The following is a 26115-nucleotide window of genomic DNA, read 5'->3' on the forward strand; positions in this document are numbered from 1 at the left end:
GCCGGGTCCGCGAGGACCTCTGAATTCGCCGAATCCGCGACTATCTCTGAATTGTCCGGGTCCGCGAAGACGTTCCCCGGAAGCGCCCGGGTCGAAATGATCATGGGCATGCCGGTCAGCGTGGACATCCGCACGGCACTCCCCGCACGCGAGCTGACCCCTCTGCTGGATGACGCCTTCGCCTGGCTGAGATGGGTGGACGACACCTTCAGCCCGGTCAAGGAGGACAGCCAGATCAGCCGGCTCAACAGCGGCCGGACGATCAGGCAGATCCCCGAGCTCATCGAGGTCCTGCACCGCTGCGACGAGCTCAGCGAGGCCACCGGCGGCTACTTCGAGCCCCGCATCAACGGCGTGATCGACCCTTCCGGCTACATCAAGGGCTGGGCGCTCGAACGGCTCTCGCGCGCCCTGTGCAACGCCGGCGCCGGCGACCACCGCATCACCGCGGGCAACGACATCAGGGTGCGCGGCTCGGCCGCCCCCGGCAAACGCTGGCGCGTCGGCATCCGCGACCCGCGCGAGGACCTGGTCCGCAAGGTCGTCTTCGCCCACGACCTCGGCATCGCCACCTCAGGCGCCGCGCCGGTCATCAACCCCCACACGGGGATGACCTCCGATGGCCTGACCTCGGTCACGGTGATCGGCCCCGACCTCGGCCTCGCCGACGCCTACGCCACCGCCGTCTACGCCATGGACCCGTTGCCGGCCCGCCGCTTCGCCGCCGACCTGGGCGGCTCGGGCGCGTACCAGACGATGCTCGTCACGCGTGAGGGCCAGGAGATCACCACCTCCGGCTTCACCAACTACAGTGGTGCCGAAGCGCGCCTGGCCGGCTGACCATCCCCGGCCGGAGTGCGGCGAACAAGGAAAGGAGCCGGCCCCCTGAAGACGACAGGGGCCGGAAGCCGGAAGGACCAGCTAGGCGTCGGGATGTTTACGCAGATATTCGATGTAGATCGGGCGCAGCGCCTCACCCAGCTTGCCCTCGCCCGCCGCGATGGCATCGCTGAGCAGCGCGGAGACCTTGCTGAGGTCGTTGGCGGTCTCGGTCGAGTGACCGCTGGCGGCCTCGGCGGCCGGGATCACCTTCAGCAGCTCCCACAGAAACCCCAGGTCACCGTGGCGTACGGCGTAACGCACCGCCCGATCGTGCAACTCATCGGCCGGCAGCGACTCGAGCCCGTTCGCGTCCATCTCGCTCCCTCCCCTGCACGCCTCCTCCCCCCGATGGGCCGACGATAACCGGCGACTACCGGCAGTGACCGACGGGAATCGTAGTGACCGCGCCCTCTATCGAGCGCCGATCTCAAGTGGGAGGATCAATCAGCGTGAGATTCATCATCAGAACCATCGCCGCGGCGGCGGCCCTGTGGGTGGCCATTCAGTTCATCCCCGGCATCGACGTCAATGCCCCCACCAACTCCGCCAGATACTGGGGCGTCCTGCTGCTCGTCGCGTTGATCTTCGGTGTCATCAACGCCATCGTCAAGCCCATCGTGAAGGCGCTGGGCTGCGCGATCATCGTCCTGACACTGGGCTTGTTCCTGCTCGTCATCAACGCGGCCATGCTGCTCCTGACCAGCTGGATCGCCGGCGAACTTGACATCCCCTTCCACGTCGACAACTTCTACCCGGCCGCGTTCTGGGGCGCGATCATCATCAGTGTCGTCAGCTGGCTGCTCGGCCTGTTCATCCCCGACAACGACTGATCTTCCATGGAGCTCGACGGCGCCGGCCTGACCTGCGCTCAGGTTCACGAGGCCGCGTACGGCGGGGCCCGGGTCTCGATCATTTCCCTCGATCGGGCCCGGGCCGCGTGGGCCACTGCCCAGGAACTGCCCGGCCCGGTGTACGGCAAGAGCACCGGCGTGGGCGCCAACCGCGACGTGCTGCTGGAAGGCGCCGGCCTCGACCTCGTACGCAGCCACGCCTGCGCCGCCGGCCCACCGATCGAGCCCGCCCGCGCCAGGGCGATGCTCGTGATCCGGCTCAACCAGCTCCTCACCGGCGGTTCCGGCGTGGACCCGGCGCTCTGCCGGGCGCTGGCGTACGCGATCAACCACGGCTACACCCCGCCCCTGCGAACCTACGGCGCCATCGGCACCGGCGACCTCACCGCCCTGTCGATCACGGCCCTCTGCCTCCTGGGCGAACTCCCCTGGCACCACACCCCACCACCCGCCGCCCGACCGCCCATGCCCGGCGCCGCGTCACCGGATGCGTCCGAGCCCTCGCCGGGCGCTTCGGTCCCCTATCACCCTCTGGCCTCGAGTGACGCGCTGCCGTTCATCAGTTCGGGGGCCGCCACGCTGGCCGACGCCGCCATCGCCTGCCACCGTCTGCGCCTGCTCCTTGAGGCCGCCATCGGGGTGACCGCGTTGTCGTTCGCGGCCGTAGACGCCTCGGCCGAGCCGCTCGCGGCCGCCGTACACGAGGCTCGCCCGCACCCGGGCCAGGCCGTCGTGGCGGAGCGGTTGCGCGGCCTGCTGGCCCACGAGCCGACCACCCGCGTCCAGGACCCGTACGGCTTCCGCGCCTTCGCCCAGGTGCACGGCGCCGCCCTGGACGCCCTCGACCGAGCCGTGACCACCATCGAGACCGACCTCAACGCCTCCACCGAGAACCCGCTCATCTCCGGCGGCCTGGCCTGGCACAACGGCAACTTCCACTCGGCCCCGGTGGCGCTGGCCCTCGACGCGCTGCGGGCGGCGCTCGTCCAGACGGCGCAGCTCAGCACGGCCCGCCTGGCCACCCTCATGGACCCCGCCTACACCGGCCACCTCCCCTTTCTGGCCTACCGGCCGGGCGCCTCAGGGCTGCTGATCCTCGAGTACGTGGCCCAGGACGCCCTGGCCGACCTCCGCCACCTGGCGACCCCGGTGACGACGGGCACGGCGATGATCTCCCGGGGCGCGGAGGACCACGCCGGCTTCGCCACCCAGGCCGCCCGCCACACCCTGCGCTGCCTGGAACCCCTGGAGATCATCCTGGCCGCCGAGCGCACCGCCGCCACCCGCGCCCTCTCCGCCTCCGCCCCGGACCGCCCTCTCACGGCCGACCTGGAGGAATCCCGCCGCGCCCTGACCCAACCGATTCACTGAGAAGGTCAGGTCAACTGGGCGACCGAGCTCCGCTCTCTGAGCGTCGGCTTCTGCATGACGCGCCGCCGCCGTGTCCCCCCATCGGCCGCCGCCGAGATGAGCCGCACCGCGGCGCGGACGATCCCGTCGATGTCCCAGTCCACCGTCGTCAGCCCCGGCGTGAGCAGCCCCGACATCGGATGATCGTCGTATCCCATGACGGACACGTCACCCGGGATCGACAGCCCCAGGTCCTGCGCCGCCGCGTAGACCCCGTAAGCGATCGAGTCGGCGAAGCAGAAGACGGCGCTCGGCTTCTTGCCGGTCAGCAGTTCGTGAGCCGCCAGAGTGGCCCCGGCCAGCCCGTGGGGCGCGGTGGTGACCTCGATGTCGAGCCCCAGCCGATCGGCCTCGGCCGTGACGTGCACGTCGGCGGGCCGGTCAGGCGTGCTGGCCTGGGTGGGGGTGAGGACGGCGATGTGGTGATGGCCCAGCGCCCGCAGGTGCTCCAGAGCGAGCGTCACCCCGTGCCGGTTGTCGAAGACGACCTCGCCGGCCGTGCCCGCGATGGAGTCGCCGATCGCGACCACCGGCACGGACTCGCACAGCTCGGGCCAGAACGCCGCCACCGGATCGATCGACTGCACGATCAGCCCGTCCACCCGCTGATCGCGGAGCTGCTGGGCCAGGGCCCGCTCCCGGGTGGGATCGCCGACGGCGTCGAGGATCAGGGCGTAGCGGTCTTTCTCCCGCAGGCCCCTGCTGATGCCGACGGCCAGGGCCTGCTGCCACAGGTCCTCCAGCGAGCCGCACAGCAGGCCGATCATGCCCGTACGCCCGCTGGCCAGGGCTCTGGCGATGGGATCGGCCTCGTAACCGAGCTCTGCGGCAGCGGCCCGCACGCGCTCCTTGGTCTCCTCCGAGACCTGCAGACCGCGTAGCGCGTAGGAGACAGCCGCCGGTGACAGGCCTGTGGCCTGGGCCACCTCACGGATCGTCGCTCTCTTGCGAGGCATTGGGCCAGCTTATTGCGTGCGACCGACAGACGCTGATTCCCGTGAGGGGATTGTCAGGTTTGCCGTCTCGAGCTCGCCGGGGACCGTAGAGCGGGACCCGGCGTGTCGATCACCGAGGCCGAAGCGTTGACAATCACGATGTGAAGCGGTTCACTGAACCGTATCACTGAAACGGTTCACAGAGATAGCGTCACAGCACAGAGCGTTTACATGTATTGTGAGTAGGAAATAGCGGGAGGAGGCCGCCGAGATGAGCATAGACGTGCACCAGCACCTGTGGACGAACACGTTCGTCGACGCGCTGCGCGCCCGCGCCACCCCGCCCTATCTCGACGGCTGGACGTTGATCCTCGACGGCGAACCACCCTACGAGGTGAACCCCGCCGACCACGAGCACCGCGACACCACCGGCCTGGAGCTGGCGCTGGTGTCGCTGTCGAGCCCGCTGGGCATCGAGTTCCTGCCGCCCGAAGAGTGCTGGCCGCTGATCGACGCCTACCACGACGGCTCCCTGGCGCTGGGCGAGCCCTTTGGGGCGTGGGCGGCCACCTGCCACAGCGAGCTCGACCCTGACCGCCTGGCCAAGGATCTCGACCGCGGTTTCGCGGGCCTGCAGATCCCGGCCACGGCCGAGCCCGACGACCGGCTGCTGGAGGTGCTGACCGCCCGCGACCTACCGCTGTTCGTGCACCCGGGACCGGCGGCCGCCCCCGCTGCGGGCACGCCGCCGTGGTGGCCGGCGCTGGTGCCGTACGTGCAGCAGATGCACGCCTCCTGGCACTACTTCAACGCCGTCGTACGTCCCCGTCATCCGCGGCTGCGGGTCTGCTTCGCGCTCCTCGCGGGGCTCGCGCCGCTGCACTCGGAGCGCCTGATCGCCAGGGGCGGCGGGCGGGGCCTGATCGACCGGGACTTCTTCGTGGAGACCTCCTCCTACGGCCCGCGCGCGATCGACGCGATCGTCCGCGAACTCGGCATCGACGTCATCGTCAACGGCTCCGACGCCCCCTACGCGACAGCCCCCGACACAGGACTCGGCGTGGCCGCCGACCATGCCATCAAGGTCGTCAACCCCCGTCGCCTGCTCGGGAGTGCCGTCGCTTGGAGGAGCGGCGGGAGCGCAGCGACCAGAGCGGGGGAAGGCGGCGGCATAGGGCGACCGAGCCCGCCGAACGGAGTGAGGCCATGAACAGGGAAGGAGAGTCGTACGTGAGCACTGACCAGATCCAGGGCGGGGGCACCTGTGCCGGCCTCCCCGAGCGCACTCTCGACCGTCGCGAGCTGCGCGACCTGGTGAACGAGCTGGCCGCCAGCCCGGAGGAGTGGCGCGACCAGGTGGAGTTCCCCGCGGACGGCGGGAGGCACTACGCCTCGCTCTACCGCGACGCGTACGTGGACGTCTGGCTCCTGTGCTGGCGTCCGGAGGACGACACGGGCTGGCACGACCACGACACCTCCTCGGGAGCGGTGCACGTCGTCCAGGGGGCGCTGCAGGAGTGCAACCCGCGCATCGGCGGCGAGCATCTGGAGACCATCGTGTCGGAGGGCCAGTCGTTCTCGTTCGGCCCCGACCACATCCACCGGCTCACCGGAGCGGTGGACCAGAGCGTCTCCATCCACGCCTACTCGCCGCCGTTGTGGCGGCTCGGCCAGTACTCGATCGACGGAACCGGCGTGATGCGCCGCGTCTCGGTGAGCTACGCCGACGAACTGCGCCCTATGGACGAGGCCGTGCCGGCCTGAGCACGCAGCAACTTCCGCAGGGCTCCACGTCGGGCAGTGCGATCCACAAGCAGCAGGTCCTGCGGAAGTAGCCGTCGCCGGCGGGCTCGACCAGCCCGTCGAGCGGCCGGCCCAGCTCCTTGAGCAGCCTCATGTAGTCGCCGGGCACGATCGAGGTCAGCGGATGGGCGATCGCCTCGGCCGTGGATCCCCACAGCGTGCGATCGCCCACCTTGGCCAGCGCGCCGATGGCCTCGACCAGCGGCTGCTGCGACTCCCGCAGCGCCTCGGCGATCGGGGCGGCGCCGGTGCCCCAGCTCACCCGGGTGGCCGCGAGCGTCACCCCGGCGCCGGACTCCTTGAAGTAGGTGTCGGCCGGCCGCATGACCGGCACCCGCCCGTCCAGCGCCCAGCCGAGCGCCATGGGCAGCGTGTGCCAGTAGCCGTAGGTCTTCCAGAACAGCGCCGCGCCGACGTGCCTCGGCGCGTTCCAGCGCGCGGCCGTCTCGTCCACGAGCCGCCCCAGCAACGTGTACGGCTCCCGCGTCAGCTCGCTGACCGGCGTCCAGCTCTCGTCGGGCTCGATGACCAGAGCGGGCTCCACCCCGAGCACCCCGCCACGCTCGTCGGCGATCCGCTGGAGCGTCTCGGTCAACACGCTGGGACTCCCGGAAGATCTAAGGGTCAGGCTTTCCCAAAGTAGCAGGACGCCCGGCGAACCAGCCCGCCACGAGCTGGGCCGCGAGCACCCCCAGCCCGGTCACCAGGGGCACCGTCCAGCCGCCCGACGCCTGCCTGAGGAACCCGAACACCAACGGCCCCAGGGCCGCGATCACGTACCCGACGGACTGGGCCACGGCCGACAGCGCGGTCACGGTGGCGGGGTCGGACGGGCGCAACGCGATGATCAGCAGGGCCAGCGCGAACGAGGCCCCCTGCCCGACACCGAGCACGATCATCCACAACCACGGGACGGTGGCGGGGGCGAGCAACATGCCCAGGTAGCCGAAGACGGTCAGCACGCCGGCCCCGACCACGTACGGCACCTGCGAGGCCCGGCGGCCGGCCAGCACCGGGACGGCGAGTGAGGTGCCGACCTGGACCAGGTTCGTCAGGCTGAGCAGATAGCCTGCCTGGTCGGCGGGCAGGCCGGCCTCGCGGAAGATCGTCGGGAGCCAGGCCAGCATGACGTAGAAGGTGAGCGACTGCAGGCCCATGAGCGCCGTGACGTACCAGGTGACGCGGCTGCGCAGGACCGCGCCGAAAGGCCTGGGCCCGTTCTGGCCGCCGGCCTGTTTGCGCAGGGCCTGGGGCAGCCAGAGCAGGGCCGCCAGCAGGGCGGGGACGGCCAGCAGGGCGGAGACGCCGCGCCAGCCGTACCCGGTGGCGTGTTCGACGGGGATCACCAGCGCGGAGGAGGCCGCCGCGCCGGCCACCACCGCGGAGACGTAGACGCCCGTCAGGAGGTTGACCCGCGTGGGGAAGTGCTGCTTGACGATGCCGGGCATGGAAACGTTCATGACGGAGATCGCGGTGGCGGCCAGGGCCGAGCCGACATAGAGCATGGGAGCGCCGTCGAGGCCGCGCAGCGCGACGCCCGCCGCGATCACCAGCAGGCCGGCCAGCAGCGTGCGGTCGAGGCCGACGCGCCGGGCGAGCAGCGGCGTCAGCGGCCCGAAAATCCCCAGGCAGACCACCATGACCGTGGTGATCGCGCCGCCGCCCGCGGGTGAGAGGCCCACGTCGTTCATGATCTCGCTGAGGAGCGGGGAGACGCCCGCGATGGCCGGACGCAGGTTGAGCGCGGCCAGAGCGAACCCGGCCACGAGCAAGGCGGATCTCAACGACATAGACGACCACTCTCGCATAAGCCCTTGACAACGTTGTCCACCCCTCCCGAGTAGGAAATGATCCAGACGTGAGACCGACGATGAAGGACGTCGCCTCGGCGGCGGGTGTGGCGCTCAAGACCGTCTCGCGCGTCGTGAACGACGAGCCGGGCGTGCACCCCACCACCGCCGAGCGGGTGCGCGAGGCCATCGAGCGGCTGGGCTACAGCCGCAACGAGAGCGCCCGGATGCTGCGCAGGGGCAGGACGGCCACGATCGGGCTGGTGATCGAGGACGTGGCGGACCCGTTCTACGCCGGTCTGAGCAGGGCCGTCGAGGGCGTGGTGATCGAGCACGGCTGCCTGCTGCTGAGCGGCTCGTCCGGGGAGGAGCCCGGCAGGGAGCGCGAGCTGGTCGAGACGTTCTGCGCGCGCCGCGTGGACGGGCTGATCGTGGTGCCGGCCGGTGACGACCACACGTACCTGCGGTCGGAGCTGGAGGCCGGCACTCCCGTGGTGTTCGCGGACCGGCCCCCGGGGGCGGGGCTCGACGTGGACACCGTGCTCGCCGACAACGTGGGCGGGGCCCGGCAGGCCGTGCGCCACCTCATGGTGCACGGCCACCGCAGGATCGCCTTCCTCGGCGACGACCCGGCCATCTTCACGGCGGCCCAGCGGCTGCGGGGCTACCGGGAGGAGCTGGGCGGGCTCTTCGACGCGCGCCTGGTCTCGATGCGCCCGCCGTCGTCCGGGGTGATCGGCGACGACCTGGCCCGCATGTTCGCGCTGGACGACCCTCCGACGGCGTTGTTCACGGGCAACGGCCGCTACACCGTGACCACCCTGCGGGCGCTGGGCGGGCGGCGGGTGGCGCTGGTGGGGTTCGACGACTTCGAGCTGGCCGACCTGCTCGACCCGGGGGTGAGCGTGGTGGCGCAGGATCCGTCCTGGATGGGGCGCGTGGCGGCCGAGGTGCTGTTCCGCCGCCTGCGCGGCGACGTGGGCCCGTCTGAGCACCTCGAACTCCCGGTACGCCTCGTCACCCGTGGCTCGGGCGAACTGTCACCGGACCAGGCCGGAGCACGCGGCTGAGAGCGAGCGCGACCAGCACCCCCGCCGCCCCGGACACCGCCATGGCCGGCCCGGGCGCGACCACCTCGCCCAGCGCTCCGATCAGCGCCGCACCCGCTGCCTGGCCCGTCATCAACCCCGCCGACTGCAGCCCGAACGCCTGCCCCCGCACCTCCTCCGGCACCGCGTCCACGAACCGACGCTGCAACCCGAGCTGGTACGACAACCCGCCGGCCGCCAGCGCGGCCAGCGCGGCGGCCCACACGATCCCCGGCGAGAGCGCGAACGCCAGCCACGGCACCCCCAGCAACACCGCCAGCGGGAACGACAACCGCTCCCGCAGCGACGGCTCCGCGAACCGCCCCACCGAGAACTCCCCGACCGCCATCCCCCCGGCCGCCGCCGCCAGCACCACCCCGGCCTGCCCCTGCCCGCCCATGTAGGGCACGACCATCGCCTCGGCCCCCGCCAGGCACACGCACGGCAACCACTGGGCCAGCAGCAACCCCCGTACCCGCCCGTCGGCCAGCAACCGCCGGTTGACCCGCAGCGTCTGGCGGACCGCACCCCGCGTGCCCGCCCCCCGCGCGGCCCGGTACGGCAGCCCGAACCGCAACACCACGGCCGCCACCACGGACAGCCCGGCGGTGACCGCCAGCGCGCCTGACGGCCCGGCGAAGGTCAGGAACGTGCCCCCGACCGCCAGCCCCACGATCTGCGCGCTCGCCGAGGCCATGTTGAGCACCGACCGCCCGAGCACGAAGGCGTCCCCCGGCAGCACCTCGGGCAACATCGCCGCCCGCGCCGCGAAGAACACCGGCGAGAACAGCCCCGTGGCCAGCACCAGCGCCAGCATCGCCCACACCGGCAGATGGGCGTAGGCCAGCAACACGCAGGTGACCGCCCTGACGACCTCCCCCACCACCATCAGCACCCGCGGCGACATCCGGTCGGCCAGGGAGAGCAGGAACAACCCGCCGAAGATGTAGGGGAGCCACCCGGCCATGTAAGCGGCGGCGGACAGCCCCGGAGACCCGGTCCGCGTGTACACCAGCGCGGACAGGGCCAGCATCTTGATCGAGTCCCCGCCGACCAGCAGCGCGAAGCTGCCGAACAACACCCGGAACTCCTTGACGGCGAACACGTCGCCGAACGTCGCTGCCTTCACCGTCCCGATGGTGCGGCTCGCCGCCGCGCCGGGGCGAGACTTTCGGATATAACCGAAAGATGGTGGTGACGATCGAGGTCGTGCCGCAGGATCTCATGGCGAGCAGGTTCGCGATCTCGCCTCTCATCGAGACCATGCACGCGCAGTGGGTGCTGGCCGGCCGCTACCCGGCGGGGGCGAACGGGCCGTGGGTGGCGCGGTGGCGGGAGACGTACCTGCGGCTGGTGCGGGAGTATCCGGCGCTGCGGGCCGCGGCCGTGATCAGCGGCAACAAGGGGGACGCGAACGCCGACTTCATCGCGCCCCCGCCCACGGCCGTGGACGTGCCGTTCGAGGTGGAGCTGGCCGCCATGCGGGCCACGCCGCTGGGGCAGGCGCACGGTGAGATCGAGCGGGTGCTGGCCAAGCGGCCGTCCGCGCCGGGCTGGGCCAGGGAGCTGCTGCTGGGGCCTGAGGTGGTGGAGCGGTTCGCGCAGGCGTACGAGGCGTTGTGGCGTCACGTGCTCTCCCACGAGTGGCCGCGCTTCCGCGCGATCCTGCAGCGGGACGTGGCGCAGCGGGCGGGGCGGCTGGCCGCGTACGGATGGCAGGCGGCGCTGGAGGATCTCAGCCCTAACGTGCACTGGCATCCCAGCGGGCGCATCGAGATCGGGCTGTCCTCGGGCGTGCGGCGGCTCGACGGCAAGGGGCTGCTGTTCCTGCCTTCGGCGTTCATGAACAACATCGGCGTCTACCTGGAGCATGCCTGGCCGTACGCGATGGTCTACCCCGCGCGGGGTCTCGCGGCCCAGCCGCCCGTCCCCGACGCGGACCTGTCGGCGCTGATCGGCCGCAGCCGCGCCCGCATCCTCGCCGAACTGGCCGAACCCGCCACCACCACCCAGCTCGCCGCCCTGCTCGGCCAGAGCCTCGGCACCATCGGCGGCCACCTGGCCACGCTCCGCAGAACGGGCCTGATCACGGGCACCCGCATCGGCCGCGGCGTCCTGTACGCCCGCACCCCGCTCGGCGACGCCCTGCTGGGCTGACGGGCGCGGCCACGTCATGCGGGCGAGGTACGCCTGAGCGTCGTAGGGGACGCCGCGTTCGCGATCCACGCCACGATGATGCCGCCGAGCAGCGCGAAGCCGTGCAGGTCGCGAAGGGCGACCAGCACGGCCGTCGCGACCCCGAACACGGTCACCGGCAGCCACCCGGGCAGACGCTCGCGATGGACGACGAGCTGGAAACCGCCGGCGGCCAGGACGATCGTGACGATCAGTCCCCACGTGCCGCCCGCCGCGGCCGGCAGCCAGGCGCCGGAGACCACCGCGTAGAACGCGCCGAGCGAGCGTTCGAGCCGCCCGGCGGCCAGGACGAGTCCGCCCGCCAGGCCGCACAGCGCCACCGAGTTCCCCGCGCCCGGCTGGCCGAGCAGGTATCCGGCGGCCTCACCCGCCGCCGCGCCGCCCAGGTAGAGCAGCAGCCAGCGGGCGGGGCCGAGGGCACGCTCGGCCACGTACCCGAGCACGGCCAGGAACGCCAGGTTGATCAGCGTGCCGAACACCCCGCCGTCCTGCACCACCAGCGATGTCACGAGACGCCACCACTCGCCATCGGCGATCGCCGCCGGCTCGCGCATCAGCGCCGGCTCCAGATTCGGTACGGCGAACTGCAGGAGACTCGGTACCGCGGTGAGCACGAAGACGACGGCCGTGGCGTAGGGCTTGAACACCGAGCAAGTCTCGCACGCCACCCCAAAGCCGGACACTTGGGATGTACGCGTGCCGACGTCAGAATCACCGTGCGCCACGGGCGCTAGCCTTTCCCCAGGGGCACGAAGCTATAGTGGATGCGCATCAGTTCAGCAAATTTGTTCACAGGAGAGCGCGCGCATGAATGCCGCCGACGTCGCGCCCGAGGCGCAGGGCAGGTTCCCGCATGAGCTGATGTACGCGGCGGCCCAGCAGTACTACATGGAGGACGCCACCCAGGGCGACATCGCCAAGCGCCTGGGCGTCAGCAGGGCGACCGTGAGCCGGCTGCTCACCGAGGCCCGCAGGCAGGGCATCGTCGAGATCAAGGTGCACCGCCCGGCCTCGCTGGAGGACGGCCCGCTGGCCGCCGAGGTGGCGCAGGCGCTCAACCTGGCGCGCGTCCACCTGGTCCCCAAGGTCAGCGGCCCCGCGCTGGGCCCGTGGCTGGCCCCGGGCGTGACCCGCGCGCTGGCCACCGTCGGCCTGGAGTCGGGCGACGTCGTGCTGGTCTCCTCCGGCACCACGGTGTACGAGTGCGCCCGCGAGGGCCTCGGCCAGTACCCCGGCGTCACGATCGCCCCCGCCGTGGGCGGCCAGGAGGAGCCGCAGCCCTGGTTCCAGACCAACGAGACCACCCGCATCCTGGCAGAACGCTCCGGCGGCGTCCCCGCCTACCTCTACGCCCCGGCGCTCCCCGGCCCCGAGCTGTTCTACTCCCTGCAGCACGAGCCCTCCGTGCGCAGGGTCATGGACCTGTGGGCGCACGCCAAGTGCGCGATCGTGGGCGTCGGCTCGGCCCCGCTGATGCGGCAGATGGTGCCCTCCCTCATGCCCCGCGACGCCGACAGCCTGCGCCAGGCCGTGGGCGACGTGTGCATGCGGGTCTACGACCGCGACGGCAGGCCCATCACCTACCCGGGCAGCGAGCGCCTGGTCGCCACCGAACTGGAGGAGCTGCGCCGCATCCCGCACACGATCGCCGTCGCGGTCGGCGCCGAGAAGGTGCTCTCGATCGTCGCCGGGGCAAGGGGCGGCTACTTCAACCATCTCGTCACGGACACCCCGACGGCGGAGGGCCTGCTGGCGGCCGCCCATCAACTCTGAACATTTTTGCTGGACAAAGTTTCTGAACGCGCGCTAACGTGAGCCGCACCACAGGATGTGCCCTCCTGTGAGGGCATGTCCCTGTCTCGGGGACAGCGAGCGTCATAGAAACCTAAGGAACACCCGTGAACAGAGCTCAGATGCGGACCTCCGCGTTCGCCGCAGTGGCAGTGCTGGCAGGATCGGTGCTGGCGGCGTGCGGCTCGGGCTCCGGCTCAACCGGCGGCGACGCCGGAGGGGCCGTGGAGAACGCCAAGGTCGCCTTCCTCATGCCCGACCTCGCCTCGACCCGTTACGAACTGCAGGACAAGCCGCTGTTCGAGGCCAAGATGAAGCAGCTCTGCCCGAGCTGCGAGGTCATCTACCAGAACGCCGACTCCGACGCCGCCAAGCAGCAGCAACAGGCCAACTCCGCACTGGCCCAGGGCGTCAAGGCCATCGTGATCGACCCCGTCGACTCCGCCGCCGCGGCCACCATCGTCAAGTCGGCCCAGGCGCAGCAGGTGCCGGTCATCGCCTACGACCGGCCGGTCCCGGCCACGCCCGCCGACTACTACATCTCGTTCGACAACGAGAAGATCGGCTCCATGATCGGCCAGTCCCTGGTCGACCACCTCAAGGCCGAGAAGGCCGAGGGCGGCATCCTCCAGGTCAACGGCTCCCCCACGGACGCGGCGGCCGGGCTGATCAAGAAGGGCATCCACAGCGCGGTGGACCCGAGCGGGTTCAAGCTGCTGGCCGAGTACGACACCCCCGACTGGCAGCCGGAGAAGGCGCAGACCTGGGTCAGCGGCCAGATCACCCAGTTCAAGGACCAGATCGTCGGCGTGGTCGCGGCCAACGACGGAACCGGCGGCGGCTCGATCGCCGCGTTCAAGGCCGCGGGCGGGAAGGTGCCGCCGGTGACCGGCAACGACGCCGAGGTGGCCGCCGCGCAGCGCATCATCGCCGGGGACCAGTACAACACGATCTCCAAGCCGATCAAGATCGTGGCCGAGGCGACGGCGAACGTGGCCTGGGAGTTCATGCAGGGCAAGAAGCCCGCGGGCAAGGCCACGCTGTTCAACACGCCGTCCGAGTTGTTCGTGCCCACGGTCGTCACCAAGGACAACGTCAAGGAAGTGTTGTTCGACAGCGGGATCATGAAGGCCGCCGACGTGTGCTCCAGCGCGTACGCCAAGGGCTGCGACGAGCTCGGAATCAAGTGATGAGCGTTCTGTCGCTGCGCGGGATCAGCAAGACCTTCGGCGCCGTGGCCGCGCTCACCGACATCGAGCTCGACGTGGCCGCCGGCCAGGTCGTCGCGGTCGTGGGCGACAACGGCGCCGGCAAGTCGACGCTGGTCAAGATCCTGTCGGGCGTGCACCCGCCCGACGCGGGCACGATCACGTTCGAGGGCCGCGAGGTGGAGATCCCGACCCCGGCCGCCGCGCACCGGCTCGGCATTGCCACCGTCTTCCAGGACCTGGCGCTCTGCGAGAACCTCGACGTCATCCAGAACCTGTTCCTCGGCCAGGAGATCCGCCCGCTGCGGCTGAACGACGTGGCCATGGAGACCCGCTCGTGGGAGCTGCTCCGCCAGCTCTCCGCCAAGATCCCGAGCGTACGGGTGCCGGTCGCGGCGCTGTCGGGCGGCCAGCGGCAGACGGTGGCCATCGCCAGGTCGCTGCTCGGCGACCCCAAGGTCATCATCCTCGACGAGCCCACCGCGGCGCTCGGCGTGGCCCAGACGGCCGAGGTGCTCAACCTGGTCGAGCGACTGCGCGAGAACGGCCTGGGCGTCATCATGATCAGCCACAACATGGCGGACGTGAAGGCCGTCGCCGACACCGTGGCGGTGCTGCGGCTCGGCCGCAACAACGGAGTGTTCGACGTGGACCAGGTCTCCACCGAGGACATCGTCGCCGCCATCACCGGCGCCACCGACAACGTGGTGACCAGGCGGGCGCAGAGAGGATTGTCGTGAGCGCCATCACCACCGACCGCCAGGACGAGCGGCTCAAGAACCGTGACGGGCTGCGCGGCGCGGTCGCCGACGTGCTGGAGCGGGCCCGCGGCGGCGACCTGGGCGTCATCCCGGTCGTCGTCGGGCTCATCGTCATCTGGTCGGTGTTCCAGATCCTCAACCCGATCTTCCTGTCCAGCGCGAACCTGGTGAACCTCACCCTCGAGTCCGCCGCCGTCGGCGTCATCGCGCTCGGCATCGTGTGCGTGCTGCTGGTGGGCCAGATCGACCTGTCGGTCGGCTCGGTCAGCGGGCTGTCCGGAGCGGTGCTCGCCGTGTTGTTCGTGGGCCAGGGGCTGCCGGTCTGGCTGGCGATCCTGGCCTCGGTCCTCATGGGCGCGGTCGTCGGGTGGTTGTACGGGCAGCTCTTCAACCGCTTCGGGGTGCCCAGCTTCGTGATCACGCTGGCCGGCCTGCTGGCCTTCCTCGGGCTCCAGCTGTACGTGCTGGGCACCAAGGGGTCGATCAACCTGCCCTTCGACTCGGGGCTGGTGAACTTCGCGCAACTCGACTTCGTACCGGCGGGGTTGTCCTACGCCTTCGCCGTCATCGCGGCCGTCTGGCTCTTCGTCAGCGGTCACCTGCACGCGCGGGAGCGGCGCAAGGCGGGGCTGTCGGCGAGGAGCCTGTCCACGCTGGTCGTCAGGAGCGCGGCGCTGCTGGTGGTGCTGGCGGTAATGGTCTGGTATCTGGGGCAGACCCGCGGCGTGGGCTGGATGTTCGTCTTCTTCGTCGCGCTGGTGCTGATCATGCACTACCTGCTGTCGCGGACGAAGTGGGGCCGGGCCGTGTACGCCGTGGGCGGCAACGTGGAGGCCGCGCGCCGGGCGGGCATCAACGTCAGGTCCATCTACACCTCCGTCTTCGTGCTCTGCTCGACGTTCGCCGCGGTCGGCGGCATCCTGGCCGCGGCCCGGCTGGCGGCGGCCAACCAGAGCAGCGGCGCGGGCGACGTCAACCTCAACGCGATCGCGGCGGCCGTCATCGGCGGCACCAGCCTGTTCGGCGGGCGCGGCACGGCGTTCGGCGCGCTGCTCGGCATCATCGTGATCCAGTCGATCTCCAGCGGCCTCACCCTGCTCAACCTGGACTCCTCGATCAGGTTCGTGGTCACCGGCGCCGTGCTGCTGCTCGCGGTCATCGTCGACTCCGTGTCGCGCCGGTCGAGGACCTCCCACGGCAGGGCCTGATGGCGATCATCTGCGTGGACGCGGGGACCACGGTCATCAAGGCGGTCGGGTACGACTCCACGGGCGCGGAAGCGGCCGTCGCCAGGCGCGCGACGGCCGTCTCCAGGCCCGCCCCCGGCCACACCGAGCAGGACATGCACGCGGTCTGGGCCGCGGTCGCGGCCACGGTGAGCGAGGTCGCGGCTCAGCTGAACGGCACCGGGGACGGCGCCGCCGGTGGCGGCGTCAGCGGCAGTGTTAGCGGTGGTGTCAGCAGCGGTGCTAACGGCGGTCCTAGCGGCGGTGTCGACTTTGTGGCGATCACCGCTCAGGGCGACGGCTGCTGGCTGGTGGACGCGGACGGCGAGCCGACCGGTCCCGCGATCCTCTGGAACGACGCCAGGGCCGCCTCGACCGTGGACGCCTGGACCCGCGACGGGCTGGCCACGACGGCCTTCCGCCGCAACGGCTCGTCGGCCGCCTCCGGGCTGCCGCACGCCATCCTGACCTGGCTGCGCGCGAACGACCCCGCCAGGCTCGACCGGTCGAGCGCCATGCTGACCTGCGGCGGCTGGATCTTCGCCCGGATGACCGGGGAACGGGTGGCCGACGAGTCCGACGCCTCCGCGCCGTTCATGGACCTGCGGGCGCGGGCGTACTCGCCTGAGCTGCTGAGGATGTTCGGCCTGGAGTGGGCCGGGCGGCTGCTCCCCCGGGTCCGCCCCTGTCCCGTCGCCGGGCTGACCCCGGAGGCGGCCGCCGCCCTGGGCCTGGCCGCCGGCACGCCGGTCGTGATGGCCCCGTACGACATCGCCGCGACGGCGCTGGGCGCGGGCGCGGTCGAGCCGGGGCAGGCGTGCGCCATCCTGGGCACCACGCTCTGCACCGAGGTCGTGGTCGAGTCCCCCGACCTGGAGGGCCCGCCGACCGGCATCACGATCGCGCTGCCCGACGGCTACCTGCGGGCCTTCCCCACGTTCGCGGGCACGGAGGTGGTGCAGTGGACGTGCCGCCTGCTGGGCCTGAACGACCCGGCGGAACTGGGCGAGCTGGCCCTGCTGAGCGAGCCGGGCGCGGGCGGGCTGGCGTTCCTGCCGTACCTGTCCCCTGCCGGGGAGCGGGCGCCGTTCTCCGACCCGCTGGCCAGGGGGGCACTGCTGGGGATGTCGTTCGAGCACGGCCGCGAGCACGTCGCCAGGGCGGTGCTCGAAGGGCTCACCATGGTCATCCGTGACTGCCTGGCGGCCACCGGCGCCGCGCCGACGGAGCTGCGGGTGTGCGGGGGCGGCTCGGCCAGCGCCGCCTGGCTCGGGCTGATCGCCGACATCACCGGGCTGCCGGTGCGGCGCTCGGCGGACGCCGAGGTGGGGGCGCGCGGCGCGTACCTGGTGGGGCTGGCCGCCACCGGCGCCGCGCCGTCCATCGCCGGCGCGGCCCCGCACCATGTACGCCTGCGCGACGCGGTCGAACCCGATCCCGCGCGCCGCGCGTTCTACGATCGTGCGTTCGAGGATTTCCTCGCCCTGCGGGAGAACAACGCGGACACCTGGCCGCTGCTGGGCACGATGAGAGGGCGTACATGAGCGTGTGGATCGGCATCGATCTCGGGACGCAGAGCGTGCGCGCGCTGGCCGTCACCGGCGACGGCCGGGTGCTCGGCACCGGCAGCCGCCCGCTGACCAGCCACCGCGACGGCCCCCGCCACGAGCAGGACCCCGAGCAGTGGTGGCGCGAGCTGGCCGCCGCCACCCGCGAGGCGCTGCGCGACCTGCCCGCCGGTGAGCGGGTCGAGGGCGTGGCGGTGGACGCGACATCTGGAACGGTCCTCCTCACCGACGGTTCCGGCCGCGCCCTGACCCCCGCCCTCATGTACGACGACCGCCGCGCCGACGCCGGCCGCGTCAACGAACTCGGCTCCCACGTCTGGGAGCGGCTCGGCTACCGGCGCATGCAGCCCAACTGGGGACTGCCGAAGCTGCTGTGGCTGCTGCCCGACGCCCCTGCCGGGGCCCGGCTGGCCCACCAGAGCGACTTCGTCAACCGGCGCCTGGCCGGGCACGAGGTGGCCACCGACCTGAGCAACGCGCTGAAGACCGGCGTGGACCTGATCGAGGAACGCTGGCCGCTGGAGGTGTTCGACGCGCTGGGCGTGCCTGCCGGCCTCCTCCCCGAGGTCGTCCGGCCCGGCACCCGGCTCGGCACGGTGTGCGCGGCGGCGGCCGAGGAGACCGGCATCCCGGCCGGCACCCCGGTGATCGCCGGGACCACCGACGGCTGCGCCGCCCAGCTCGGCGCGGGCGCCCAGCGGGTGGGGAGCTGGAACTCGGTGCTCGGCACGACGCTCGTGCTGAAGGGCGTCACGAAGGAGCTCATCCACGACCCCCTGGGCGTCGTCTACTCCCACCGCGCCCCCGACGGCTCCTGGCTGCCCGGCGGCGCGTCGAGCACGGGCGCGGGCGTCCTGTCCCGCGAGCTCCCTGGCCGCGACCTCGACGCCCTCAGCGCCGATGCGGCGGCCCGCTTCGGCCCGGACCGCACGCGCGACGGCCGCGCGCAGCGACCTGGCCACACGCCCGGCGCCGGATGGCCCGTCACCTATCCGCTCGTCTCGCGCGGGGAGCGCTTCCCGTTCGCCGCCCCCGACGCCGAGCCCTTCACTCTCGGGACCCCGGCCGACGACGTCGAGCGGTACGCCGCCATCCTGCTCGGCGCCGCCTTCGTCGAACGGCTCTGCTTCGACTACCTCGACCTCCTCGGCGCCCCCGTGGACGGCGAGATCATCCTGACCGGCGGCGCCACCAGGAGCGCGTACTGGACGCAGCTCAGAGCCGACGTTCTGAACCGCCCCGTGACGTTGCGGGAGAACGCCGAGCCTGCCCTGGGCATGGCCGTGCTGGCGGGCGGCGACCCGGCGAGGATGATCAGGACCAGAGACGTGGTGCAGCCGTCGGGAGCCGACCTGCGCGAGCCGTACCTGCGCTTCGTCGAAGAGCTGGAACGACGCGGCTGGCTCGACCCCAGAGCCGCCGCACACGCCCGCGAGAGGACAGCTACCCCATGACCGACCTTGTTCTCGTCCGCCATGGCGAGACCGCCTGGCACGCCGAGAACCGTTACGCCGGGACCAGCGACGTCGAGCTGACCCCGCGCGGCCACGACCAGGCCGCCCAGCTCGCCGGCTGGGCCGCGGGGGCGGGGCTCGACGCCGTGTGGGCCTCCACGCTCAGTCGCGCCAGGATCACGGCCGAGGCCGCCGCCGCCAAGGCGGGCCTGCCCGTACGGACCGACGCCCGGCTCCGCGAGCTGGACTTCGGCCAGGGCGAGGGCCTCACCTCGGCGGAGATGAAGGCCCGCTTCCCGCAGGCCCGCGCCGCGTTCGAGGCCGACCCCGCCGAGCACCCGCTGCCCGGCGGCGAGAACCCCCACGAGGCCGCCACCCGATTTGTCACCGTGTTGAACGAAATTTCAGTACAACACCCTGAAGCCCGTGTGCTGGTGGTCGCGCACACCACCGCCATCAGGCTCGCCCTGTGCCACCTCATCGGGGTGCCGCTCGGCGAGTACCGGCGGCTGTTCCCGCGACTGGACAACTGCGCTCTGACCGAGCTGCGCCTGGGCCGTGGACAGGTGGCGATATTGCAGTACAACTCCCCGATTGGAGCCGTTCGTTGACCATCCGAGTCCTTGCCGCAGGCGACCATTTCGTCCAGAACCGCCTGCTCGTCGACGCGCTCAGACGCGAGGTCCCCGGCGAGGTGGACGTCCGCGAGCTGACGTTGCCGTGGCCGGTGGAGCCGTTCGGCCAGGTGGGCGAGGTGGACGAGGCTTCCGACGTGGAGGACGAGCTGATCGAGGCGCTGCGCGGCGTCGAGGTCTGCGTGACCCAGATGGCCCCGCTGACCAAGCGGGTCCTGGACGCCTCGCCCGATCTGCGGCTGTTCTGCGTGAGCCGCGGCGGTCCCGTCAACGCCAACCTGGAGGCGGCCGCGCAGGCGGGGGTGGCGGTGACGTTCGCGCCGGGCCGCAACGCGGTGGCCACCGCCGAGCACACGCTCGCCATGTTGCTCGCCGCCACCCGCCGCGTCCCCCAGACGCACGCCGACCTGGCCGGGGGCGTGTGGCGGGGCGACTACTACACCTACGACAACGTCGGCCCCGAGCTGGAGGGCGGCACGGTCGGCCTGGTCGGCTACGGCGCGATCGGCCGCAGGGTGGCCCGCATGCTGGCGGGCTTCGGCGCGGACGTGCTCGTCCACGACCCGTACGTGGACATCCCCGGCCGCGTCGAGCTGCCCGAGCTGCTCGAACGCTCCGGCTTCCTCTCCCTGCACGCCCGCGCCACCCCGGAGACCGCCGGCATGATCGGCGCCGCCGAGATCGCCGCCATGCCGAGGGGCTCGGTCCTGGTCAACTGCGCCCGCGGCGCGCTGCTCGACTACGACGCCCTGTGCGACGCGCTCGACTCGGGCCACCTGTTCGGCGCCGCGACGGACGTCTTCCCCGAGGAACCCATCCCCCCGGGCTCACGCCTGCTCACCACGCCGAACCTGGTCATGACCCCGCACCTGGCCGGGGCCAGCAAGCAGACCGCGATGAAGGCGGCCTCGATCGTGGCGGCGGACGTGGCCCGCTACGTACGCGGCGAGCCGCTCGCCCACGTGGCCACTCCTTGAGCGCCCCCGCCATGAGCCCGCGCACGAAGAACCGGCCCGGCGGCACGTAGATCAACATGGTGAGGATGGACGGGCGGTTTCAGCCGGTGCGCTCCAGCGTCCCGTCCGGGCCCGCCACCACGGTGACACCGAAGTCGTGGCTGGTGCCGGCGAGGTCGCCACCGTCTCCGGCGACCACCAGCGCGCCCTTCGACATCCCCAGGCCGACCAGGGCGAGCAGGCCGCAGCCGCCGTCGGGCCGCCACGTGGTCAGCACCACGTCGGACTCGGCCAGGCGTACGGGCAGATCCAGCTCGGCCATCCTGGCCAGCAGGTCGGCGTGCGACAGGCGGCGGCCGCCGGCGAGCAGCAGGGCGGCCTGGCGCTTGGCGTCGAGCGTGGGCAGCGCGGTGGGCTCCAGCGTGAGCAGGCAGCGGAAGTCGATCGTGTCGAGCGCCGCGCCCAGCGAGATGACCTGACGCACCCGGGACTCCTCGGCCGCCGTGATCGCCGTCTCCGCCAGGTCGGGCGTGGTGATCAACGTGCGGGCGTCGCACTCACGCAGCCACACCGCCATCTCGCCCGCCCCCAGCCCCGGATCGATCGGCGCCGCCACCCCACCGGCGGCCATCACCGTGTGCACCGCCAGCGTCTGCGCGCCCGCCGTGGAAACGTGCACACCCACCACCTGGTCACGCCGGGCGCCTCTGCGCACGAGCCCGGAGGCCGCCCTGGTCACCTCGGTCACCAGTCGCCGGTAGCCATAGACGTGCCCGCCCCGCAGATCGATGAGGGCGGGGCGGTCGCCGCGCTCGTAGGCCCGGCGGAACACTTCGTGGATCACGGTGCCGGTGGTCGAGACGCTGGGCTTCATGCTCGCCAACGTACGGCCGCCGGGACGGCCCCAGCATCCACCGATGTATGTAGGCGGTTGTGCATTCGCGGATGGGCGGGCTCGAGCCCTGCGCGACTCGAGCCCGCTGTCACGCGCCCGGAGCCAGGCCCCCACCCCTCCGAGAAGGCCCAGCTCCGTGAGGACGCGTGACGTCCCCGATCGATCGGCCGCGGCGCCCCCGTCGCGAGGGGCGAGGAACGCGCGGTGCGGTCGATCACAGAAAGAAACGGTAGGCGTGCAGACGGCCATGGCACATGCGCTGACATGGCCATTCGACGATGTAAGCGGCCCCCACCACCATGTGTAGACGACCCCCCTCGGCTCAGCGGCTGCCGATCACCCATGCGGCGATCTGTGTACGCGTGGAGAAGCCCAGCTTGGCCAGGATGTTGGCCACGTGGCGGGCCACGGTGGCCGGGCTGATGACCAGCTCGTCGGCGATCCCCCGGTTGCTGAGCCCCCTGGCGACCAGCTCCGCGATCTCCCACTCCCTGGCGGTGAGCCTGCTGCCCTGGCCGAGGGGCAGGACCGGCTCCGCCGGCGGCTCGGGCAGCGCCCCGTCGAGCGCGCAGGCCACCGCCTGGTCGGCGCTCAGGATGGCGCCCTCGGCCCACAACACCCCGACGACGGCCTCGCCCAGGCGCTCACGGGCGGGCCGCAGCACCTCCTCGGTACGCGCGTCCGGCCGGCGCCCGCCCAGCTCCACCGAGGCCGCGGCCAGCAGCACCGCCCGCCGGTGGTCGCCCTCGGCCATGACCAGGTCGGCCCACGCCTCCAGCCGCTTGGCGATGCCGGAGCGCAGGCCCGCGTCACGGCTGAGCACCAGCGCCTCGGTGAGCCTGACCCTGGCCTCGATCAGGTCGCCCTGCTCCAGCGCCACCCGGCCGAGCCCGGCCAGGCAGCTCACGGTGTGCTGCCTGGCGTCCACGTGCCGCAGCAGGCGCAGCCCCGACTCGTAGTGCCGCCTGGCCGTCGCCGGGTCGCCGAAGCGCCTGGCCACCTGGGCGAGCCCGATGTGGCCGAAGGTCTGGCCGTAGTGGTTGTCGAGCTCCTCGCTGATCGACAACACCTCCTGGTAGGCCCGCCGCGCCTCGTGCAGGCGGCCCTGGTGCAGGCCGTGACGCGCCCGCGTGCCCTGCGCCATGGACTCCAGGATGAGGTCGCCCGACTGCCTGGCCGTCTCCAGAGCGCGGCCCAGGGCCTCCTGCTCGCCGGTGAGCTGGGCCAGCACGATCGTGCCGACGGCCTCGCCGTAGCCGTCCCTGGCCTTGACGCACAGGTCGAGCCCGGCGCGGGTGTGGCGCATGGCCGGTTCGAGGTCGCCCGCCGACAGCGCCAGCTCGCCGCGCAGCACCGTGGCCTGCCCGCGCAGCGCGAGCGGCACCTGCGGGGCGTCGAGGGCGAGCAGCCGGTCGAGCCGCTCGGCCATGTCGAGCTTGCGGCCACTGCCGATCAGCAGGAAGCGGATGTCGGTCAGCAGGCCGAGCGCGGTCTGCGGCATGCCGATGGCGATCGACCAGTCGCAGGCCGCGCTCACCTCGGCCTTGAGCCCGTCGAAGAGGTTGATGTACCGCTCGACCACCTGCCACGACGTGCGGGTCCCCGGGGCCAGGGCCTCCTTGACCCGGGCCGCCAGCCTGGCCAGCGCCGTCAGGTGCCCGCGCCGCAGCCCGGCCTCCTCGCCGGACTCGACGAGCTGCTCCAGCGCGTATTCGCGGACGGTCTCCAGCAGCCGGTAACGAGCCTGGCCGGCGATCTCGCCGTCGAGGGCGACCAGGGACTTGTCCACCAGGTCGCAGAGCCGGGGCAGCACCTCCTCCTCCGCCAGCCCGGGGCCCGAGCAGACCCATTCGGCCAGGTCCAGCGTCCAGGAGGAGCGGAAGGCGGCCGTACGGCGCAGCAATAACCGCTCCTGCGGGGTGAGCAGGCGGTAGCTCCAGTCCACGGCCGCCCTGAGCGTGCGGTGCCGGGCCGGAGCCGTACGGGCGCCACCCGCCAGCAGCCTGAACCGGTCGTCGATCCGCTCGACGAGCTGCCCCACGGACAGGACCCTGACCAGGGCGGCGGCCAGCTCGATCGCCAGCGGCAACCCGTCGAGCGCCTGGCACAGCTCCACGACCAGCGGCCGGGTCTCGTCGGTCAGCTCGAACCCGGGCCTGGCGGCGGCGGCCCTGGCCACGAACAGCCGCACCGCCTCGCTCTCGGCCCCGTCAGCGGGCCCGCCCACGGACCCACTGGCGGGCCCACCAACAGGCCCACTGGCGGACCCACTGGCGGGCCCGCCCACGGACAGGGGCGGCACCCGCCACACGGTCTCGCCCGGCACGCGCAGCGGCTCGCGGCTGGTGGCCAGCACCGTCACCCCCGGGCAGGCGCCCAGCAGGTCGCGGCACAACTCGGCGCACTCCCCGATGACCGGCTCGCAGTTGTCCAGCAGCAGGAGCACGCGCCGGTCGCCGATCGTCTCCGTCAGGTCGCCCACGATGCCGAGCGCGGCGGCGACATGCCCCCTGAGCTCGCCCTTCTCCAGGTCGGCCAGCTCGATCATGCACACGCCGCCGGCGGCGATCCTGGTGGCGAGCCGCAGGGCCAGCCGGGTCTTCCCGATGCCGCCCGCCCCGCACAGGGTCACGGCGCGCGATACGCGCATCAGGTGGACGAGCTCATCCACATCGGTCTCTCGGCCCACGAAGAGGTTCGGTTCGGCCGGTAGGTTGCTGAAGTCGGCAGATCGCAGCATCACTGTGAGTGTGCCATCAACTACGCCTCGCGCCCAGACGTATTCGACGGCGAACTGTTCACGACAGCGCGGCCTCCATGATCGTCCGGGCGATGGCGGTCACCGCGTCCGCCCGCTCCCCCGGCCGTTCCAGCACGACCCCCACCGCCACCTCGGGCGCCTCCGCCGGCGCGAACGCGGTGACCAGCGCGTGGTCCCCCGCCCCCGGCACGGCCGACGAGACCGCCGCCTGGGACGCCACCCGCACCCCGGGAATCGCCGCCCCCGCGCCGCCCGCCTGCGTCACCGTCGTCATCATCACCGCCAGATACCTGGCCAGCTCCGGCGACATGGCCTTCCTGTACGGCGCGGGACCGGCCCTGTTGATGATCGACCCGTCCGGCACCCGGACCTCCTCCACCAGGTACGGCCGCATCAGCACCCCGTTGTTGGCCACCGCCGCCGACAACATGGCCACCATCAGCGGCGTCACCAGGTTGTCATGGTGCCCGATGGCGGCCAGCGCCGTCTGGGGGCGGCCCATGGCCGGCGGATAGCGGCTCGGCGTGGTGGTCAGCGGAATGCGCAGCCCTTCCCCGTTGAAGCCGAACGCCTCCGCCTGGTCGCGCAGCAGGTCCCGCCCGAGTTGCAGCCCGATGGTGGCGAAGGCGGTGTCGCAGGACTGCTGGAAGGCGTACATGAGAGTCGGGCGCCGGCCTCCGCAGCTCCCCCGCAAGTACGTGGGCGTTCCGGGCAGCCGCAGCCTGGCTGGCGCGTCCACCAGGGCCGACGGGGTGTACTCGCCCGACGCCAGCGCCGCCGCCGTGGTGACCACCTTGAACGTGGACCCGGGCGGATAGAGCCGGTTCAGCGCCCGGTTGAGCAGGGGTTGCGCGGGCGCCCGCCGCAGCCACCGCACGGCCTCCCCGAGCCTGGCCTGGTCGAACGTGGTCAGCGTGTTCGGGTCGTACGTCGGGTACGTGGCCAGCGCCAGGATCGCCCCCGTCGCCGGATCGAGGGCCACCGCCGCCCCGGGCACCCCGGTGGCCCTGAGCCCCTCGTACGCCGCCCACTGCGCCCGATCGCTGATCGTCAGCCTGACGTCGGCCCCGTCGACGGTCCCCTCCCTGACCAGCGAGCGCACCCTGACCTTGGCGTCGTCCCCCGACAACACCGCGTCCTGCGCCTGCTCGATGCCCGTCGAATGACGCAGGGCCACGTGCCCGGTGACGGCCGCGAACAGCTCGCCGTGCGGGTAGACGCGGCGGTAGCGGTACGGGCCCGTGCCGGTCAGCCGGCTGGTGGCGATCGGGGTGCCGTCATAGGTGACGATGTCGCCGCGCGGGTGGCCGTACCTGGCGATCAGCGGCCGTTCGTTCCTGTGGTCGGCGTTGAGCGCGTGGGAGCCGAACGCCTGGATGAGCGTGATGTGCGCCAGCAGGACGAACAACATCGCCGCGCACAACCTGGCGACGCGGCCCAGCGGAACGTTGATCCACCTCGCCCTCGACACCATGATCCCGGTCTACCAACCGGGCCGCAAAGGGGGAGCTAGAGGACGCTTCGGTAGTGGGAAATCTTGTTGTGGATGTAGCTCTGGCGCTCGGCGAGCTTGTCGATCTGGGCCTGGACCTGCCGGTCGTGCTCCTCCAGGAGCGCGATGCGGGCGGCGATCGTGTGGTCGCCCGCGCGTACGAGTTCGGCGAAGCGCAACATCGTGGCGATCGGCATGCCCGTGTCGCGCAGGCAGCGGACCATGCCCAGCCAGCCGACGTCCTGCTGGCTGAACCTGCGCTGCCCGGCCGCGTTGCGCCCGACGCGCTCCAGCAGGCCGATCTTCTCGTAGTAGCGAAGGGTGTCGATGGTGAAGCCGGTCTCCTCGACCACTTCCGCCGGTGTGTACACGCTCACGGTCTCAGGATCCCACCTGGAGTGGGCTCCAGGTCA

25 protein-coding genes are annotated in these 26115 nt (G+C 72.0%); 15 read left to right on the plus strand and 10 right to left on the minus strand.

The genetic code is table 11. From position 1 onward, the window contains the following. Positions 1-51: 51 nt before the first annotated feature. Positions 52-840 (plus strand): FAD:protein FMN transferase, encoded by a 789-nt coding sequence (locus ACFPZ3_RS40260; protein WP_379519617.1) that lies wholly within the window; start codon positions 52-54, stop codon positions 838-840. 81 nt (positions 841-921) lie between these two features. Here the strand turns inward: ACFPZ3_RS40260 and ACFPZ3_RS40265 are convergent, their stop codons facing one another. After that, positions 922-1197 (minus strand): hypothetical protein, encoded by a 276-nt coding sequence (locus ACFPZ3_RS40265; RefSeq protein WP_379519618.1) that lies wholly within the window; start codon positions 1195-1197, stop codon positions 922-924. A 134-nt stretch (positions 1198-1331) separates the two neighbouring features. Here ACFPZ3_RS40265 and ACFPZ3_RS40270 point away from each other — a divergent pair, with 134 nt between their 5' ends. Together ACFPZ3_RS40270 and ACFPZ3_RS40275 are read left to right on the plus strand one after the other, a co-directional pair. Continuing rightward, positions 1332-1712 (plus strand): phage holin family protein, encoded by a 381-nt coding sequence (locus ACFPZ3_RS40270; RefSeq protein ID WP_379519619.1) that lies wholly within the window; start codon positions 1332-1334, stop codon positions 1710-1712. A gap of 6 nt (positions 1713-1718) precedes the next feature. Then, positions 1719-3104: an aromatic amino acid lyase gene (locus ACFPZ3_RS40275; RefSeq protein ID WP_379519620.1), complete on the plus strand. Its 1386-nt coding sequence runs from the start codon at positions 1719-1721 to the stop codon at positions 3102-3104. 5 nt (positions 3105-3109) lie between these two features. Here the strand turns inward: ACFPZ3_RS40275 and ACFPZ3_RS40280 are convergent, their stop codons facing one another. Next, positions 3110-4099: a LacI family DNA-binding transcriptional regulator gene (locus ACFPZ3_RS40280; RefSeq protein ID WP_379519621.1), complete on the minus strand. Its 990-nt coding sequence runs from the start codon at positions 4097-4099 to the stop codon at positions 3110-3112. A 250-nt stretch (positions 4100-4349) separates the two neighbouring features. Between ACFPZ3_RS40280 and ACFPZ3_RS40285 the strand changes: the two genes are divergently transcribed. Together ACFPZ3_RS40285 and ACFPZ3_RS40290 are read left to right on the plus strand one after the other, a co-directional pair. Continuing rightward, complete coding sequence (locus ACFPZ3_RS40285; RefSeq protein WP_379519622.1) at positions 4350-5288, plus strand: amidohydrolase family protein; 939 nt, start codon at positions 4350-4352, stop codon at positions 5286-5288. Positions 5289-5308: 20 nt separating this feature from the next. Next, positions 5309-5842, plus strand: coding sequence for a cysteine dioxygenase (locus tag ACFPZ3_RS40290; RefSeq protein ID WP_379519623.1), 534 nt, complete (start codon positions 5309-5311; stop codon positions 5840-5842). Here the strand turns inward: ACFPZ3_RS40290 and ACFPZ3_RS40295 are convergent. Continuing rightward, positions 5817-6479 (minus strand): hypothetical protein, encoded by a 663-nt coding sequence (locus ACFPZ3_RS40295; RefSeq protein WP_379519624.1) that lies wholly within the window; start codon positions 6477-6479, stop codon positions 5817-5819. The genes ACFPZ3_RS40290 and ACFPZ3_RS40295 overlap by 26 nt on opposite strands. Before the next feature lie 19 nt (positions 6480-6498). Then, entirely contained in the window at positions 6499-7671 is a 1173-nt protein-coding gene (locus ACFPZ3_RS40300; RefSeq protein WP_379519625.1) for a CynX/NimT family MFS transporter, read from the minus strand. A 68-nt stretch (positions 7672-7739) separates the two neighbouring features. On the opposite strand from ACFPZ3_RS40300, the gene ACFPZ3_RS40305 reads away from it, so the two are divergent. Continuing rightward, complete coding sequence (locus tag ACFPZ3_RS40305) at positions 7740-8741, plus strand: LacI family DNA-binding transcriptional regulator (protein WP_379519626.1); 1002 nt, start codon at positions 7740-7742, stop codon at positions 8739-8741. Here the strand turns inward: ACFPZ3_RS40305 and ACFPZ3_RS40310 are convergent. Further along, on the minus strand, positions 8689-9888 hold the full coding sequence (locus ACFPZ3_RS40310; RefSeq protein ID WP_379519627.1) for an MFS transporter: 1200 nt from the start codon (positions 9886-9888) through the stop codon (positions 8689-8691). The two genes, ACFPZ3_RS40305 and ACFPZ3_RS40310, sit on opposite strands and share 53 nt — an antisense overlap. A 59-nt stretch (positions 9889-9947) precedes the next feature. Between ACFPZ3_RS40310 and ACFPZ3_RS40315 the strand changes: the two genes are divergently transcribed. Next, positions 9948-10916, plus strand: coding sequence for an ArsR/SmtB family transcription factor (locus tag ACFPZ3_RS40315; RefSeq protein WP_379519628.1), 969 nt, complete (start codon positions 9948-9950; stop codon positions 10914-10916). Positions 10917-10930: 14 nt separating this feature from the next. Here the strand turns inward: ACFPZ3_RS40315 and ACFPZ3_RS40320 are convergent, their stop codons facing one another. Beyond that, positions 10931-11602, minus strand: a complete 672-nt coding sequence (locus tag ACFPZ3_RS40320; protein WP_379519629.1) for a rhomboid family intramembrane serine protease — start codon at positions 11600-11602, stop codon at positions 10931-10933. A 160-nt stretch (positions 11603-11762) separates the two neighbouring features. Between ACFPZ3_RS40320 and ACFPZ3_RS40325 the strand changes: the two genes are divergently transcribed. The 8 genes from ACFPZ3_RS40325 (at position 11763) to ACFPZ3_RS40360 (ending at position 20575) form a co-directional block, all read left to right on the plus strand. Beyond that, on the plus strand, positions 11763-12728 hold the full coding sequence (locus tag ACFPZ3_RS40325; RefSeq protein WP_379519630.1) for a sugar-binding transcriptional regulator: 966 nt from the start codon (positions 11763-11765) through the stop codon (positions 12726-12728). A 125-nt stretch (positions 12729-12853) separates the two neighbouring features. Continuing rightward, entirely contained in the window at positions 12854-13936 is a 1083-nt protein-coding gene (locus ACFPZ3_RS40330; RefSeq protein ID WP_379519631.1) for an ABC transporter substrate-binding protein, read from the plus strand. Continuing rightward, positions 13936-14694, plus strand: a complete 759-nt coding sequence (locus ACFPZ3_RS40335; RefSeq protein ID WP_379519632.1) for an ATP-binding cassette domain-containing protein — start codon at positions 13936-13938, stop codon at positions 14692-14694. The genes ACFPZ3_RS40330 and ACFPZ3_RS40335 overlap by 1 nt, the downstream gene beginning before the upstream one ends. Next, positions 14691-15923: a sugar ABC transporter permease gene (locus ACFPZ3_RS40340; RefSeq protein WP_379519633.1), complete on the plus strand. Its 1233-nt coding sequence runs from the start codon at positions 14691-14693 to the stop codon at positions 15921-15923. The genes ACFPZ3_RS40335 and ACFPZ3_RS40340 overlap by 4 nt, the downstream gene beginning before the upstream one ends. Next, positions 15923-17485, plus strand: a complete 1563-nt coding sequence (locus ACFPZ3_RS40345; protein ID WP_379519634.1) for an FGGY family carbohydrate kinase — start codon at positions 15923-15925, stop codon at positions 17483-17485. Before ACFPZ3_RS40340 ends, ACFPZ3_RS40345 begins: the two co-directional genes overlap by 1 nt. Next, on the plus strand, positions 17482-18963 hold the full coding sequence (locus ACFPZ3_RS40350; RefSeq protein ID WP_379519635.1) for an FGGY-family carbohydrate kinase: 1482 nt from the start codon (positions 17482-17484) through the stop codon (positions 18961-18963). Before ACFPZ3_RS40345 ends, ACFPZ3_RS40350 begins: the two co-directional genes overlap by 4 nt. Continuing rightward, on the plus strand, positions 18960-19574 hold the full coding sequence (locus ACFPZ3_RS40355) for a histidine phosphatase family protein (protein WP_379519636.1): 615 nt from the start codon (positions 18960-18962) through the stop codon (positions 19572-19574). The genes ACFPZ3_RS40350 and ACFPZ3_RS40355 overlap by 4 nt, the downstream gene beginning before the upstream one ends. After that, a complete protein-coding gene (locus ACFPZ3_RS40360) occupies positions 19571-20575 on the plus strand; it encodes a 2-hydroxyacid dehydrogenase (RefSeq protein WP_379519637.1) in 1005 nt (334 codons plus the stop codon). The genes ACFPZ3_RS40355 and ACFPZ3_RS40360 overlap by 4 nt, the downstream gene beginning before the upstream one ends. Before the next feature lie 79 nt (positions 20576-20654). On the opposite strand, the gene ACFPZ3_RS40365 is transcribed toward ACFPZ3_RS40360, so the two are convergent. The 4 genes from ACFPZ3_RS40365 to ACFPZ3_RS40380 all read right to left on the minus strand — a co-directional run bounded on the left by ACFPZ3_RS40365 (position 20655) and on the right by ACFPZ3_RS40380 (position 26079). After that, positions 20655-21428, minus strand: a complete 774-nt coding sequence (locus tag ACFPZ3_RS40365; protein ID WP_379519638.1) for an AMP-binding protein — start codon at positions 21426-21428, stop codon at positions 20655-20657. Positions 21429-21771: 343 nt separating this feature from the next. Beyond that, the gene (locus ACFPZ3_RS40370; protein ID WP_379519639.1) at positions 21772-24189 is read right to left on the minus strand and encodes an ATP-binding protein; all 2418 of its coding nucleotides are present in this window, start codon (positions 24187-24189) and stop codon (positions 21772-21774) included. Positions 24190-24247: 58 nt separating this feature from the next. Further along, on the minus strand, positions 24248-25684 hold the full coding sequence (locus ACFPZ3_RS40375; protein WP_379519640.1) for a penicillin-binding transpeptidase domain-containing protein: 1437 nt from the start codon (positions 25682-25684) through the stop codon (positions 24248-24250). Between the two features lie 35 nt (positions 25685-25719). After that, complete coding sequence (locus ACFPZ3_RS40380) at positions 25720-26079, minus strand: MerR family transcriptional regulator (protein WP_379519641.1); 360 nt, start codon at positions 26077-26079, stop codon at positions 25720-25722. Between the last annotated feature and the right edge of the window lie 36 nt (positions 26080-26115).

The sequence above is a fragment of the Nonomuraea insulae genome, from assembly GCF_042656245.1.

Coding starts and splice junctions, on each gene's coding strand:
- ACFPZ3_RS40265 (WP_379519618.1), bottom strand. CDS start 1,197: ATGGACGCGAACGGGCTCGAGTCGCTGCCGGCCGATGAGTTGCACGAT.
- ACFPZ3_RS40275 (WP_379519620.1), top strand. CDS start 1,719: ATGGAGCTCGACGGCGCCGGCCTGACCTGCGCTCAGGTTCACGAGGCC.
- ACFPZ3_RS40280 (WP_379519621.1), bottom strand. CDS start 4,099: ATGCCTCGCAAGAGAGCGACGATCCGTGAGGTGGCCCAGGCCACAGGC.
- ACFPZ3_RS40285 (WP_379519622.1), top strand. CDS start 4,350: ATGAGCATAGACGTGCACCAGCACCTGTGGACGAACACGTTCGTCGAC.
- ACFPZ3_RS40300 (WP_379519625.1), bottom strand. CDS start 7,671: ATGTCGTTGAGATCCGCCTTGCTCGTGGCCGGGTTCGCTCTGGCCGCG.
- ACFPZ3_RS40315 (WP_379519628.1), top strand. CDS start 9,948: ATGGTGGTGACGATCGAGGTCGTGCCGCAGGATCTCATGGCGAGCAGG.
- ACFPZ3_RS40325 (WP_379519630.1), top strand. CDS start 11,763: ATGAATGCCGCCGACGTCGCGCCCGAGGCGCAGGGCAGGTTCCCGCAT.
- ACFPZ3_RS40335 (WP_379519632.1), top strand. CDS start 13,936: ATGAGCGTTCTGTCGCTGCGCGGGATCAGCAAGACCTTCGGCGCCGTG.
- ACFPZ3_RS40345 (WP_379519634.1), top strand. CDS start 15,923: ATGGCGATCATCTGCGTGGACGCGGGGACCACGGTCATCAAGGCGGTC.
- ACFPZ3_RS40350 (WP_379519635.1), top strand. CDS start 17,482: ATGAGCGTGTGGATCGGCATCGATCTCGGGACGCAGAGCGTGCGCGCG.
- ACFPZ3_RS40355 (WP_379519636.1), top strand. CDS start 18,960: ATGACCGACCTTGTTCTCGTCCGCCATGGCGAGACCGCCTGGCACGCC.
- ACFPZ3_RS40365 (WP_379519638.1), bottom strand. CDS start 21,428: ATGAAGCCCAGCGTCTCGACCACCGGCACCGTGATCCACGAAGTGTTC.
- ACFPZ3_RS40370 (WP_379519639.1), bottom strand. CDS start 24,189: ATGCTGCGATCTGCCGACTTCAGCAACCTACCGGCCGAACCGAACCTC.
- ACFPZ3_RS40375 (WP_379519640.1), bottom strand. CDS start 25,684: ATGGTGTCGAGGGCGAGGTGGATCAACGTTCCGCTGGGCCGCGTCGCC.